This is a genomic window from Paraburkholderia sp. PAMB 6770, from assembly GCF_057748135.1.
In genome coordinates, this window is the sequence record NZ_CM173238.1 from 804,133 (window position 1) to 818,386 (window position 14,254).

The following is a 14,254-nucleotide window of genomic DNA, read 5'->3' on the forward strand; positions in this document are numbered from 1 at the left end:
TGACGGCTGGCAGGCCTTTGGGAACCTTCGCCGATGCTCCCTAGGAAGTCAGCAGTCTCACCGGTGCAAACGGTGACTGCGCAGTGCAGCGGGTGGACCGCTCTAGTCACCTCTTCCGCAGCCCCCAGAGATGGCACAATTGTAGCGCGCTCGCACAACGGCCGTAGTGCAGACTGATCCACAAACTAACGGGACAACAATGAATTCGGAATTGGTTTCGCTTTCGAAAGCTTTCACGGAAAATCTTTATCGTATCCCGGATTACCAACGCGGCTATTCATGGGGCGACAAACAACTCAAGGACTTTTGGAATGATCTCGACCAGCTTGAACCGAAGCGGAATCACTACACTGGCGTCCTAACGTTGGAAACCGTCGCGCCGGATACATATGCGCAGTGGACTGATGACCTCTGGATTATTGAGGCAAAACACTATCAACCGTTTTTCGTGGTTGATGGACAGCAGCGCCTCACCACGGCGATAATTGCGATCCAATGTCTACTAGAACGGGTTAAAGAACCGAATACGTTAAACTACGATAGCGTTGCGGACGTTCGCAAGCGATACATATCCTTGTCGAAAGATCAGGGAATTTCGCATTCTTACATTTTTGGATACGAAAAAGATAATCCAAGCTATGAGTTTTTGAAAAACAAGATCTTTTTGGAAAAATCGGTTAATCATTCGACAAATGAGGACACGATTTACACCCAAAACCTGTCGCATGCAAAAAGCTTTTTCGCCGAAAAAATCAAAGATTTTTCGAATGAAGAAATTGAAGCGCTCTACACGAAGATTACGCAGCATCTGCTGTTCAACGTCTTCACAATCTCAGACGACGTGGAAGTGTTCGTCGCGTTCGAGACGATGAACAATCGTGGGAAACCGCTTTCTCACCTCGAATTACTAAAGAACAGGTTGATATACCTCTCAACCCGATTACCCCACACCGATGATGACGAAGGAGACCACGAAAAAATCGACTTCGGAAAACGATCAACGAGTGCTGGAAGGCAGCCTATCACTATCTCGGAAAAAATAAGGCGAAACCTCTAGACGATGACGCCTTTCTTTTGATTCAATTTTTACTTTTTTTCAACGTTAATTTGCCTCAGCCCGAACAGTATGCCGACTCCGAACGCTTGGGCCTTTATTTCTATAGGCACGGACATCAGTACAAAGATTATTTATTAGATGACGTATTCACGTCCAAGCGTCTTTACCGCGATTCGTCGGCAGATTCTGAAATTCATCCACCTCTCGATATAAATTTTATTAACGGATATGCGACAGATGTCAAGCGAACCGTGGAACTTTACTACAAGATCACCAATCCGAATGATTCGGATTTTTCGGGCGACGAGAAAATCCAGTTGGATCGCTTAAGCCGGCTTTCGAACACGTCCAGTGAAGTTCTGCTAACTGCGCTCTATCGAGTATCGTCGTCAGTCGACGAACGTCTCGCACTTCTTATACAACTCGAGAGGATGATGTTTCTGCGGTCGCTGCGTGGGTACCATATGGGTGATGTCTCCCCTGAGGAGGATGGCGCATTACTCGTAGCAGGTCGAGTCACAGTGCCCGAAATCACGGAGAAATATAACAAACATGCTGACGAGTTCGTTCGCTCGAAAGATTTTAAGGATACGATGCGTACCCTTGGAAAAGTTGGTTACTACGGCTGGAGGGGCAGTCGATATTTTCTATACGAGTATGAGCAATCACTGCGAGCGCAGTCTAAGGCTGAACGCGAAAAACTAAATTGGGAAGAATTTATCGCCGAAGATTTCAGGAGCGACTACATCACCGTCGAACACATATATCCGCAGAAAGCCAGCAATGCCTACTGGAAAGATAAATTCGACAGTTTCACGGTTAAGCAGAGAAATGTACTAAAGAACGCAATCGGAAACTTGGTGCCGCTGTCCAAGCGAAAGAACTCCTCCTTGAGCAACAAACCGTTTCCGGAAAAGAAGGGCAGTCGTGACAACAAGGTGGGCTTCAGCTACGGGTGCTTCTCGGAAAACGAGATCGCTCATGAGAGCGAATGGACAGCGCGTCAGATTTGCGAGCGTACGATTAGGTTGCTGAAGTTTCTCGAAGATCGATGGGGGTTAACCATTGGTACTGACGCCGAGAAACTGAAAATCTCAGGGTTGGACTTCGTCGGCCGATCAAACAACTTGAAAGACGAAGACGACACCGATTGATTACTGAATTAATGCGGGCGGCATGATTTCGCTCCTCTTACTGCATGGTGCCGCATTTCTCGGGATCTGAGATCAATGTCAATTGAACGCGACGAACGACCCATGTACCTCGGAAGCTGCCTCATGGTTCAAGGTAATTCGACGGACCCTAATGGGTCGATACCGGTAACTCACAGCTGGCAGCAGCGCTGCTTTCCGCGGCCGCTCCTCAACGCCACGCGGTTGGCACCGTGTCGATTTATCGGTGCGTGGTGACAAATTTAAGGTCGCAACGGGGACGTTTTTTAATGCGGTCTACTGGTTCGCGAAGACCTGTTGCACGCGTGTGCTGTACGCTCGGGAAAGCCGTTCTTCCTGCGTGCTTGCGCGCTCTCGCCAAAGCGGGTGCAGGGCGTACGTCCCGGCAAAACCACGCCTACGCGTCTGTTGAACCGCGCTGGTGCGAATGCGGGCGTGTTCGTCTCGAAGCGTTTGACGAGCATCGATCCCCCCGACGATGACGACGCGTTCGATATCGCGCCAGGAGCGCGACCCGACGGCCGCTTCCGTTTCGGCGATGCGTCGTTCACGCCGGATGCGCAAAGGCTTGCGGGCCGATGTGCGTCGGGTTCGCCGGATGCGGCTCTGCCTGTTTCGTTGCAGCCCGGACGCGTCCTCGTGCGCGGCGCTCGCTGGCCTGCGATCCTCGTCAAACGCCTGCTCGCACGCCCGCAGCGCGTTCTCAAACCGAATCGCCGGCATAGCCCGATCCGCAGCCGGATCGCTGCCGCCACACTAAAATGACCGCTTTCCGGCCATCCCTTCGCGTCCGCACCGGGCGCGCTCGCCACTGCCATGTCATCTTTCGCGTTCGTCATCGCTGCGGGGGGCCGTCCCGAGCCGTTCCGGACGGCTGATCGCGCTTCGCACGCCGGGCAGTTCGCCGGCCGCCCCGGGTCGCCGCTCACCCCCCCGCGCATCGGGCCCCGCCCGATGCCAGCGGCCGCCCAACTGCCGCCCAACCGCCGTCCAACTGCTGTCCAACCGCCGCTTCACTGACCGATTTCCACCATGAGTGACTACCAGTTCTGCCCCCGTTGTGCCACGCCGCTCGTCGAGCGCGCGGACCCCGTCCATGAGGGCGGCCGCCTGCGGCGCGCCTGTCCCGACGACGGCTGCGGTTTCGTCCATTGGGACAATCCGCTGCCGGTGGTGGCCGCGATCGTCGAGTACGAGGGCAAAATCCTGCTCGCGCGCAACGCCGCCTGGCCCGAGGGGATGTTCGCGCTGATCACCGGGTTTCTGGAGAACGGCGAGACCCCGGAAGAGGGGATCGCCCGCGAGGTGCGCGAGGAAACCGCGCTGCATGCGCAGAGCGTCGAGCTGGTCGGCGTCTACGAGTTCGTGCGCAAGAACGAGTTGATCATCGCCTATCACGTGCGCGCGTATGGCACGATTGCGCTGTCGCCCGAACTGCTCGAATACCGGCTCGTCGAACCCGCGAAGCTGCGCCCGTGGAAGGCCGGCACCGGCCAGGCGCTCGCCGAGTGGATGCGCCGGCGCGGCCTGCCGTTCGAGTTCGTCGAGCGGCCCGGGCAGTAAGCGCGCACCCGGCGCCCTTCGCCTGCACGCGCCGCGCGGAGGGGCGCCGGACAGTTGCGCTGCCGGAGCGTTGCGCAGTGTTCCTGATCGTTGCTGATTGTCCCTGATTGTCCTTCACCCGAACGGATCATCGCCATGGCCTACCTCTACTATCTGACGCACATCCACCTCGGCTACGACGCGCTCGCGCAACTGCCGGCCGAGTGCGCGCGCAGCGGCATCCGTCGTCCGCTGGTGATTTCGGACAAGGGCGTCGTCGCGGCGGGGCTCGTCGAGCGCGTGCTGGCCGCGCTGCAAGGCGGCGCCGCGCCGGTATTCGACGACACCCCGTCGAACCCCACCGAGGCGATGGTGCTCGCCGCCGCGGCCCGCTATCGCGACGCGGGCTGCGACGGGCTGATCGCGGTCGGCGGCGGATCGTCGATCGATCTCGCGAAGGGCGTGGCAATCGCCGTGACGCATCCCGGTTCGCTCACGCAGTACGCGACGATCGAAGGCGGCAGCGCGAAGATCACCGCCTCCGCCGCGCCGCTGATCGCGGTGCCCACGACGGCGGGCACGGGCAGCGAGGTCGCGCGCGGCGCGATCGTGATCCTGAACGACGGGCGCAAGCTCGGCTTTCACTCGTGGCATCTGCTGCCGAAGGCGGCGATCTGCGACCCCGGCCTCACGCTCGGCCTGCCGCCGCAGCTGACCGCCGCGACCGGCATGGACGCCATCGCGCACTGCATCGAAACCTTCCTCGCGCCGGCCTTCAATCCGCCCGCGGACGGCATCGCGCTCGACGGTCTCGAACGCGCATGGGCGAACATCGAGCGCGCGACCCGCGACGGCAGCGACCGCGACGCGCGGCTGAACATGATGAGCGCATCGATGCAGGGCGCGCTCGCGTTCCAGAAAGGGCTCGGCTGCGTGCATTCGCTGTCGCATCCGCTCGGCGGGGTGCCGGTCGGCGGGCGCACGTCGCTGCATCACGGCACGCTCAATGCGATCGTGCTGCCGGCGGTGTTGCGCTTCAACGCGAGCGCGCCGAGCGTGGTCGCGAATCGCTGCTTTGCGCGGATGCGGCGCGCGATGGGGCTCGCGGACCACGCCGATCTGCCCGACGCACTGTTCGCGATGAGCGAACGCCTCGGCTTGCCGAGCGGCCTGAAAGCGCTCGGCGTCGATGAATCGGTGTTCGACAAGGTCGTGCAGGGTGCGCTCGTCGATCATTGCCACAAGACGAATCCGCGCGAGGCGAGCGCGGACGATTACCGGCGCATGCTCGCCGAATCGCTGTGAGCCCGTCTTCCTTGCCGCCCGCCCTGTGCCGATGAAACCGACCGCCGCGTTGCCGCGCGATGCCTACGCGCATTTCCTGCCGATCCCGACCCGCTGGATGGACAACGACGTCTACGGCCACGTGAACAACGTCGTCTACTACAGCTATTTCGACACCGTCGTGAACGCGTATCTGATCCGCGCCGGCGTGCTCGACGTCGAGCATGGCGCGACGATCGGGCTCGTCGTCGAAACGCAGTGCCGCTACTTCGCGCCGCTCGCGTTTCCGCAGAGCATCGACGCCGGCCTGCGGGTCGCGCGGCTCGGCACGACGAGCGTGCGCTACGAGGTCGGCCTGTTTCCCGCCGGCGAGGCCGGGGCGGCCGCGCAAGGGCATTTCGTGCACGTCTACGTGGACCGCGCGACGCGCCGCCCGGTCGAGCTGCCCGCCGCGCTGCGCGCGGCGCTCGCGCCGCTCGTGGTCGCGCCCGCCGCGGGCTAGCGCGTGCAGGCGTTCGTCATCGACCTGCTGAACGGGGTCAGCTACGGGCTGTTGCTGTTCATGCTGTCGGCCGGCCTCACGCTGATCTTCAGCCTGCTCGGCGTGCTGAACTTCGCCCATGCGAGCTGCTACATGCTCGGTGCGTATGTCGGCGTCTCGGTGGCCGCGTATGCGGGTTTCTGGGGCGCACTCGTGCTGGCGCCGCTGCTGGTCGGGCTCGCGGGCGCCGCGTTCGAGCGCGGGCTGCTGCGGCGCGTGCGTGCGCACGGGCACCTCGCGGAACTGCTGCTCACGTTCGGCGCGGCGTATCTGATCGGCGAGGGCGTGAAGCTCGTCTGGGGGCTCGACACGCTCGCCGCGCCGGTGCCGCCGCTGCTCGACGGGCCGCTCTTCACCGTGTACGGGGTGAGCTTCGCGCGCTACCGCGCGTTCATGATGGTCGCCGCCGTCGCGATGCTCGCACTGCTGTACGGCTCGCTGCGCATCTCGAAGACGGGGCTGATCGTGCGCGCGGCGCTGACCCGTCCGCGTGCGGTCGAAGCGCTCGGGCACGACGTGCCGCGCGTGTTCACCGGCGTGTTCGCGCTCGGCACCGCGCTCGCGGCGCTGGCCGGCGTGATCGGCGCGCCGCTTTTCGTGATCGAACCGTCGATGGCCGAGGCGGTGGGGCCGATCGTGTTCGTGGTGGTCGTGATCGGCGGGCTCGGCTCGCTCGCGGGCGCGTTGTTCGCTTCGCTGCTGATCGGCTGCATGCAGACCTTCGCGGTGGCGAGCGACCTGTCGCTCGGCGCGGTGGCAAACGGACTCGGCGGGACGCTGCCCGCGTCATGGAGCGGGCTCACGCTCGCGCAGATCGCGCCGCTGCTGCCGTATCTGCTGATGGTCGCGATGCTGGCCGTGCGTCCGCGCGGCCTGTCCGGACGGCGGGACGACGATGCGTGACCGGAAACTTCAGCAGGCGCACGAGCGGGAACATGCGCGCGAACACGAGCACGAGCACGAGCACGAACATGAGCACGAGCACGAGCATGAGCATGAGCACGAGCATGAGCATGAGCATGAGCATGAGCATGAGCATGAGCATGAGCACGAGCACGAACATGAACATGAACATGAACGGGAACGCACGCGCAACCATGCGCGGGCACGCGAGCCGGCGCACGGGCGGGATGCGCCGCCCGATGCCGCCCGGTCCGGCGAGGGCGCACGACGCGACCACGCCGGCGCGCCCGGCATAGCGCTGGCGCGGCGGCCCGGCGCACCCGCTCCGTCGCCCGCCGCACGCATCACGGCGCCGCCCCGGCGCTGGCGCGCCGCGCTGCCCTGGGGGGCGCTGCTCGCCGTGCTCGGCGCGCCCGCGCTGGCAGGCTCCGACTGGGCCTACGCGTGTTTCGCGCAGATCGCGACGATGATCGTGTTCGCGCTGTCGTACAACCTGCTGCTCGGCGAGACCGGCTTGCTGTCGCTCGGCCATGCGGTGTATGCGGGGCTCGGCGCGCTCGCCGCCGCGCGCGTGTTCAATCACACCGGCATGCCGCTGCCGTTGCTGCCGCTTGTCGGCGGTCTGGCGGGGGCGCTGTGCGGCCTCGCGTTCGGCGCGGTGTCGACGCGTCGCGCCGGCACCGCATTCGCGATGATCACGCTCGGCATCGGCGAACTCGTCAGCGCGGCGTCGTGGACGCTGCCCGACTGGTTCGGCGGCGAGGCCGGCGTCGCGATCGATCGCACGAGCGGACCCGCGCTCGCCGGCTGGACCTTCGGCCCTGCCGGCGAGGCCTATGCGCTGATCGCGCTGTGGTGTGTGCTCGCGTGCGGCGCGCTGTTCGCGCTGTCGCGCACGCCGCTCGTGCGCCTCGCCAACGCGGTGCGCGACAACCCGGTCCGGGCCGCGGCGATCGGCTGCGCACCCGCGCGCATCCGGCTCGCAATCTTCGCGATCGCGGCGGGTTTTGCGGGGGTCGCCGGCACGCTCGGGTTGATCAACGTCGAACTGGTATCGACGGAAAGCGTCGGGATGCTGCGTTCGGCGTCGGTGCTGATCGCCACCGTGATCGGCGGCAGCGGGACGTTTTTCGGCCCGGTCGTCGGTGCGATCGTGCTGACCTTCTTCAGCGTCGTGGTGGCGAGCGTCACGCGCGCGTGGCTGCTCTATCTGGGGCTGCTGTTCGTCGCGGTGGTGATCGCGTCGCCTGGCGGGATCAGCGGCGGGTTCGCGCTGCAGCGCGAGCGGCTCGTCGCATACGGCTGGCGGCGCGGCGGCCGTGCCGCGCTATGCGGCGCGTTCGCGGCGCTCGGCTGGGTCGGCGCGCTCGTGCTGCTGGTTCAGTGGCTGTACGCGGTGCGTTTCGGCGCCGATGCCGGCGAGCGTCCGCTCCTGGCCGGTATGGTTCCCGCCGGCGCGCGGGGCGGAGTGTGGTGCGTGACGGCAGCCGGCGTGCTCGCGTGCGTGGCGTGGGGCTTGCAGCGGCGCGCCCGCAGGGCATGGCGCAGCCTTGCGCTGGAGCGGGATGCACGGGCGTCCGATACGGACGGCGACATCCACCCGCTTGCCGCGCGCCGCACTGAACGGACGCCCGGCGCGCACCGCGCCAACGCCGGCCCCGGCCTTGGCCGCAATCCCGACCCGGACTCCGGCTCCGGCCTTGGGCTCGGCCCCGATCCCGATCCCGATTCCGATCCCGGCCCCGGCCGCAATCCCGACCCAGACCCCAACGCCAACGCCAACGCCAACGCCAACGCCAACGCCAACTCCAACTCCAACTCCAACTCCAACTCCAACTCCAACTCCGGCCGCGACGCGGAGGCGAAGCGATGACAGCCGCGCTCTCGCTGCGGGGCGTCGAGAAGCGCTTCGGCGCGACGCCGATCCTGCGCGGCGTCGATCTCGCGGTTACGCCCGGCGAGCGGCACGCGCTGATCGGCCCCAATGGCGCGGGCAAATCCACGCTGTTCAACGTGATTGCCGGCGGGATGCGGCCGAACGCGGGGCGCATCGCGCTGTACGGCGCCGACATCACCGGATGGGCGCCGGCAGCGGTGAGCCGCCGCGGCCTCGCGCGCAGTTTCCAGACGACGCGTGTGTTTGCCGGGCTGAGCGTGATCGACAATCTGCGCTGCGCGGCCCTGCTCGCCGAGCGCGACCGGCTGCGCGCATGGCGCCGTTTCTTCGTCGGCTCGCGCGAGGTGGATGCGCGCGCAACGGAGGTGCTGGAGGCGGTCGAGCTCGGTGCGTATCGCGACGTGCCAGCCGGCGTGCTGAGCTACGCCGGGCAGCGCGCGCTCGATCTCGGTCTCGCGCTCGCGGGCCGCGCGCATACGCTGCTGCTCGACGAGCCGACCGCGGGCATGAATCGCGCGGAAGCGGCGCGCGCGATCGAGCTGATCCGCGCCCGCACCGCCGGCCGCACCGTGCTGATGATCGAGCACGACATGGACGCGGTGTTCGGGCTCGCCGACCGGATTTCGGTGCTGGTGCAGGGACGCATCATCGCGACCGGCACGCCGCGTGCGATCCGCGCAAACGACGCGGTACGCGCGGCCTACCTCGGCGAGGACCTGCCGCGATGAGCGCGCTGCTCGATATCCGCGGCCTGCGCGCCGGATATGGCGCGAGCGCGGTGCTGCACGGCGTCGATCTGCGGATCGACGCGGCCGACGTGCTGGCGCTCGCGGGGCGCAACGGCTCGGGACGCTCGACGCTTGCGCGCGCAATCATCGGCGACGTGCGCGCCGACGGCGAGCTGCGCTTCGCGGGCCGCTCGCTGATCGGCCTGCGCACGTTCGAGATCGCGCGGCTCGGGATCGCGTATGTGTCCGAGCATCGCGACGTATTCGGCGCATTGAGCGTGCACGAGAACCTGCTGCTCGGCATCGCCCCGCGCGCGCGGCGCCGCGCGCCGCGCTTTACGCTCGACGACGCGTACCGGCTCTTTCCGGTGCTCGGCGAGCGGCGGCGCACGCGTGCCGGCGTGCTGTCCGGCGGCGAGCAGCAGATGCTCGCGCTCGCGCGCGCGTTGCTCGGCGATCCCGACTTGCTGATCGTCGACGAGCCGGCCGAAGGACTCGCCGCGCAAGCCGTCGCCGCGCTCGCGCAGTGCCTGCGCGCGCTGCGCGAGCGCGGCGTCGCGATGCTGCTGATCGAGCAGCGGCTCGTGATTGCGGCGCGTCTGGCGAACCGGGTCGCGGTGATGGGGCACGGCGAAATCGTCTTCGACGGCACGCCCGCCGCATTCGCCGCGCGGGCGGATATCCGCGACACGTGGCTCGGCGTCGGCTGACGCGGCCCGCACACCGTGCATCGGCTGCTTGCGCCGCTGTTTGAACTGTAACGCGCCAACCCGTGCACGCCCGGCTGTGCAGGGCATGGCCGGCGTTCGCCCGGATTGATTCAAACGCTTGATCGGCCGGCGAGCGTTTGGTGAGCGTCCTCCAGAAATCTTGTCGGCAGCGCGGCGACAAACCGTGACAATCGGATGAGGGAATGGCGGCACCGGCGGTTTTGCCGCGTTGCCGTCACCGCGCGCGCGTGCCGTGCGGCGCTGGAGGGGGGAGACATCATGCGAAGACACGATGACGCGTTCGCCGGACCCGGGCTGCTGCGCCGAATCCGCACACTCGGGCATCGCGGGCATCGCGCGCGCGAAGCGCACGCCCGCGCGAACCGCTGCGCGCCCGTGACGCGGCGCGACGGCCTCGCGTGTGCCCTGCTGGTCGGCGCGACACTTCTCGTGTCCGCGTGCGCACCGGCGAGTGCCGATGTCGCACAAAATCGATCAGGAGTCCAGTTTAATCAGGGGAGCGGCCAGCAGCGAGGCACACAGCGCTCCTCGCAGCCGCGTCCCGCCCTCGACCGGGCCAAGGCCGCTCAGCTCGCCGCCGAGCATGCCGTCGACGCGCGCGTGCCGGCGGCCAGCGGCATGACCGTGACGCGCGTGCGACCGCTGACGCTACGCGATTCCGGCATCGACGGCGCGCTGATGTTCGCTCGCCACGTCGACTTTCGCCTGACCGGCGACATCGGTTTCATGATCGACCGGATGGCCGCGACGCTGACGCCGACGCATGCCGGCGCGCCGATCGTATTCGACGATCCGACAAGCGTCACGATCCACGTGCATCGCGGCGACGTGCTGCTCGACAGCGCGAAGCTGACCGCGATCTTCGATCGCTATCTGTTCCAGTATCGCGGCTCGCCGCTGCGCAACATGCGCGTCGTGCCGCGCGACGACGGCAGCCTGCGCATCACCGGCGAGATGAACCGGGACGGCTGGGTGCCGATCGCGCTGACCGGCACGCTCGCGATGCGCAACGCGAGCGAACTGGTGTTCCATGCGGACCACGTCCAGGTGGCGGGGGTTGACGCGGATCATCTGATGCAGGCGGCGCACGTGCGGATGGCCGACCTGCTGAAAGTCGCGACGCCGATCGTGCGGCTCGAAGGCGACGACGTCGTGATGCAGGTCGCGAAGCTCACGCCGCCGCCCGCGTTGCAGATGACGATCACGCGGATCGACACTTCGGCCGCCGGGGTGCGCTTCACGCTCGACGACCACACGCTGCGCGGCATCGACTGGCCCGCGCGCATGCCCGCACGCGGCCTGCTGTTCGAAGGCGGCGACGTGAAGTTCATGCGCTCGATGCCGATGAACATCGACATGGCGATCGAGCCGTTGCCGTCCGCATCCGCGACGGCGCCGTTCGTGCTCGACCTGTACCACTATCGCGACCAGATGGCGCGCGGCTACTTCACGTTCGACGAGCAGGGCGCGCTCGACGTGCGGCTGCCGTCCCGCGACACGCTCGCGGACGCGTCCGGCGACGATGCGCGCGCACAGACCGGCAGCGCCGCGGCGCGCTTCAACGACAGCTTCCTGCACGCGCAGCAGGCCGCGCTCGCGCAGGCGCGCGCGCAATGGCAGGCGGTGCAGGCGAGCGGTCCGGCGGCGGGGCCCGCCGGCGCGAGCGCGCGGAACGATACGCAGCCGTTGCGCGTGAAGACTGCGTTCGCACCGGCCGCGCCGACGCCCGTGCCGACCGTCGACGCGCGCCGTTCGGCCGGACCCGCGCCGCTCGTGCACATGCAGAACGTGGATTTTTTCGTCGCCGGCCGGATCGGCTTTCACATCCGCTCGCTCGACGCGCAACTGGTGCCGAAGGTGCCCGGCCAACCCGTCGATCTCGACGACCCGAACCAGTACGACATCCACATTCTCGGCGGCGAGGTGATCGAACCGTGGCCCGCGATGGCCGCACTCTTCAACGACTATCTGCTCGACTACACGCCGCGCTCGCTGAATGCGCTGACGCTCGCGCCCGAGCACGGAATGCTGCGCGTCACCGGCGGCATCAAGCTGTGGAATCACTTTCCCGGCGTCTGGCTGCCGACGACGATGCGCGGCACGCTGGTCGCGCGCGACGACCGCCATCTCGTCTACACGCCGACCTCGGTGAGCGTGCTCGGGGTGCCCCAGGCGGGTCTGCTGCATGCGCTCGACATCCCGCTTGCGTCGCTGACGCCGTTCGCGCGCAAGGGCGTGAAACTCGTCGGCAACCAGCTGGTGTTCGACCAGTACACGGTGTTTCCGCCGCCGGTCCTCGCGGGTCACCTGGCGCGCGCGCGCGTGACCGACGCCGGTCTCGTGCTGGATTTTCAGGCGCAGCGCGATGCGCCCCGCGCGCAGCCGCCCGCCGATGCGGGCAGCAGTTACGTCTGGATCGAATCGGGCGACGTCCGGATGTTCGACTCGCTGGTGACCAACGCGCGCACGCTGATCCGCAACAGCGCCGTGCGGGGGCCGATGCGCTTCGATCTGTACGATTACCGGCGCGACGTCGCACGCGGCACCGTGCGGATGAACCGGAACGGGACACTGCGCGTCGATCTGGCGCCGCGCAAGGCGGGCGCGCCCGGGGCCGATCCGGGCTGACCTGGGCTGGCCGCTGATGCGGGCCGATCCGCTCTACGCTTTTGCGTCGCGCTCGACGATCCACTCGTGCGCGGGATCGTTCCTGAAGTGCCACACGCGCGTCCGGCCCGCCATCACGTTCAGGTAATACGACTCGTAGCCATACGGAACGACGACCGGATGATAGCCGCGCGGCACCATCACGACGTCGTGATCCTCGACGGCCATCGATTCGTCGATGTCGCGCGCATCCGTGTAGACGCGCTGGAACGCGAAGCCCTGCGGCGGATCGAGGCGATGGTAGTAAGTCTCTTCGAGCGAGCTTTCGAGCGGCACGTTGTCGGTATCGTGCTTGTGCGGCGGGTAGCTCGACGCATGGCCGCCGGGCGTGCGCACCTCGACCACGAGCAGCGCTTCGGCCGGCTCGGTTTGCGGCAGGATGTCGCATACGTAGCGCGTATTGGGTCCCTTGCCGCGGGTCGAGCGCTTCATCTGGCCGGGCTCGATCAGCCGCGCCGGATAGCGGCCCTGCGCGGGCGCGCTGGCGACGCCGAGCTCGGCGTCGCGCGTCGCGTGCACCGTGGCGCTCACGCCCGGCGGCAGATAGACCGCATACGGCGCGGCGTCGTCGAACACGCTGTCGCGCGAACCGAGATTGCGCCACGTCATCTCCGCCGTTTCGATATCGACCGCGCCGGCAAGCACGACGATGCAGACTTCGCGCGCGGCCTCGTGCACCTGCATGCTTTCGCGCGCGCGCAGCCGGTGCGCGGCAAACCCGACGTACCGCCAGCCGGCCGATTCCGGCGTGACGCGCGCAATCGTCTGGCCCGTGCGCGCGGCCTTCACGAGCAGGCTCATGCGGCCTCCCTGCGTGCGGACGGCGCGCCGTCGAGCGGTGCATCGACGAGCGCGCGCAGCGTCCGGTAGCCCTTGTCCGCGTACGCATACGACGGCGCGATCACCGGATCCTGTTCGGCCTCGACGACCAGCCAGCCGCGATAGCCGTGCCGCTTCAGCCGCGCGACGAGCGTCGCGAAGTCGACCGCGCCGTCGCCCGGCACCGTGAATGCGCCGGCGATCACCGCGTCGAGGAAGCTCCAGTTGCGGTTGCGCGCGAGCCGGATCACGGCCGGCCGCACGTCCTTGCAGTGCACGTGGCACACGCGCGCGATGTGCTTGTCGAGTTCGACGACCGGATCGCCGCCCGCGAACGTCATGTGGCCCGCGTCGAACAGCAGCCCGACCGCATCGCTCGTGCGGGCCATCAGGTTGTCGACGTCGGCGGGCGTTTCGACGTAGGCGCCCATGTGATGGTGATACGCGAGGCGCACGCCGCGGCTTAGCGTGTGGCGCGCGAACGCGTCGACGCGGCGCGCGTAGTCGTCCCACTGCGCGTCGCCGAAAAAGCGCGGCCGCTGATAGAGCGGGCGCGGCGCGCCCTGGATCGAGTCCGCGACTTCGCCGTACACCATCACCGTCGCGCCGTTGCGCGCGAGCAGTTCCAGATGCGCGTCGACGGCCTCGATCTCCTCGTCGACGCTGCGCCGTGCAAGCTGACCCGAATACCAGCCGGACACCAGCGACAGGTCGTATTGTGCGAGCAGCGCCTTGAGCGCGTCGGGCTCGCGCGGAAACTTGTTGCCGAGCTCGAATCCCTCGTAGCCGATCTGCCGGCCTTCGGTCAGCGCGACGTCGAGCGGCGTTTCGCCGCCGAGCGAGGGCAAATCGTCGTTCATCCACGACAGCGGATTGATGCCGATGCGTACTTCGAACGGGTTCATGCGGGCGT

Annotated in this window: 12 protein-coding genes and 1 pseudogene; 11 read left to right on the top strand and 2 right to left on the bottom strand. The window is 66.6% G+C overall.

The window, feature by feature from the left end; translation table 11 throughout:
- Positions 1-199 precede the first annotated feature (199 nt).
- The 11 genes and pseudogenes from AC3AP7_RS03840 to AC3AP7_RS03890 all read left to right on the top strand — a co-directional run bounded on the left by AC3AP7_RS03840 (position 200) and on the right by AC3AP7_RS03890 (position 12,483).
- The gene (locus AC3AP7_RS03840; RefSeq protein WP_475765403.1) at positions 200-1,057 is read left to right on the top strand and encodes a DUF262 domain-containing protein; all 858 of its coding nucleotides are present in this window, start codon (positions 200-202) and stop codon (positions 1,055-1,057) included.
- A 251-nt stretch (positions 1,058-1,308) separates the two neighbouring features.
- Entirely contained in the window at positions 1,309-2,211 is a 903-nt protein-coding gene (locus AC3AP7_RS03845; RefSeq protein ID WP_488324817.1) for an HNH endonuclease family protein, read from the top strand.
- Positions 2,212-2,664: 453 nt separating this feature from the next.
- On the top strand, positions 2,665-2,994 hold the full coding sequence (locus tag AC3AP7_RS03850) for a hypothetical protein (RefSeq protein WP_475765399.1): 330 nt from the start codon (positions 2,665-2,667) through the stop codon (positions 2,992-2,994).
- A 267-nt stretch (positions 2,995-3,261) separates the two neighbouring features.
- Positions 3,262-3,792, top strand: a complete 531-nt coding sequence (locus AC3AP7_RS03855) for an NUDIX domain-containing protein (RefSeq protein WP_475765397.1) — start codon at positions 3,262-3,264, stop codon at positions 3,790-3,792.
- Between the two features lie 135 nt (positions 3,793-3,927).
- Positions 3,928-5,076, top strand: coding sequence for an iron-containing alcohol dehydrogenase (locus AC3AP7_RS03860; RefSeq protein WP_475765395.1), 1,149 nt, complete (start codon positions 3,928-3,930; stop codon positions 5,074-5,076).
- Between the two features lie 31 nt (positions 5,077-5,107).
- Complete coding sequence (locus tag AC3AP7_RS03865) at positions 5,108-5,557, top strand: acyl-CoA thioesterase (protein ID WP_475765393.1); 450 nt, start codon at positions 5,108-5,110, stop codon at positions 5,555-5,557.
- Positions 5,558-5,560: 3 nt separating this feature from the next.
- Positions 5,561-6,499, top strand: a complete 939-nt coding sequence (locus AC3AP7_RS03870) for a branched-chain amino acid ABC transporter permease (protein WP_475765390.1) — start codon at positions 5,561-5,563, stop codon at positions 6,497-6,499.
- A 343-nt stretch (positions 6,500-6,842) separates the two neighbouring features.
- Positions 6,843-8,078 (top strand): annotated as a pseudogene (locus tag AC3AP7_RS03875) (branched-chain amino acid ABC transporter permease); the annotation flags it as partial.
- Positions 8,079-8,368: 290 nt separating this feature from the next.
- Positions 8,369-9,124: an ABC transporter ATP-binding protein gene (locus AC3AP7_RS03880; RefSeq protein ID WP_475765388.1), complete on the top strand. Its 756-nt coding sequence runs from the start codon at positions 8,369-8,371 to the stop codon at positions 9,122-9,124.
- The gene (locus tag AC3AP7_RS03885; protein WP_475765385.1) at positions 9,121-9,834 is read left to right on the top strand and encodes an ABC transporter ATP-binding protein; all 714 of its coding nucleotides are present in this window, start codon (positions 9,121-9,123) and stop codon (positions 9,832-9,834) included. The genes AC3AP7_RS03880 and AC3AP7_RS03885 overlap by 4 nt, the downstream gene beginning before the upstream one ends.
- Before the next feature lie 279 nt (positions 9,835-10,113).
- Positions 10,114-12,483, top strand: coding sequence for a hypothetical protein (locus tag AC3AP7_RS03890; protein WP_475765383.1), 2,370 nt, complete (start codon positions 10,114-10,116; stop codon positions 12,481-12,483).
- A 33-nt stretch (positions 12,484-12,516) separates the two neighbouring features.
- Here the strand turns inward: AC3AP7_RS03890 and iolB are convergent, their stop codons facing one another.
- Together iolB and iolE are read right to left on the bottom strand one after the other, a co-directional pair.
- The gene (gene iolB / locus AC3AP7_RS03895) at positions 12,517-13,323 is read right to left on the bottom strand and encodes a 5-deoxy-glucuronate isomerase (RefSeq protein ID WP_475765381.1); all 807 of its coding nucleotides are present in this window, start codon (positions 13,321-13,323) and stop codon (positions 12,517-12,519) included.
- Positions 13,320-14,246 (bottom strand): myo-inosose-2 dehydratase, encoded by a 927-nt coding sequence (gene iolE / locus AC3AP7_RS03900; RefSeq protein ID WP_475765378.1) that lies wholly within the window; start codon positions 14,244-14,246, stop codon positions 13,320-13,322. The genes iolB and iolE overlap by 4 nt, the downstream gene beginning before the upstream one ends.
- Between the last annotated feature and the right edge of the window lie 8 nt (positions 14,247-14,254).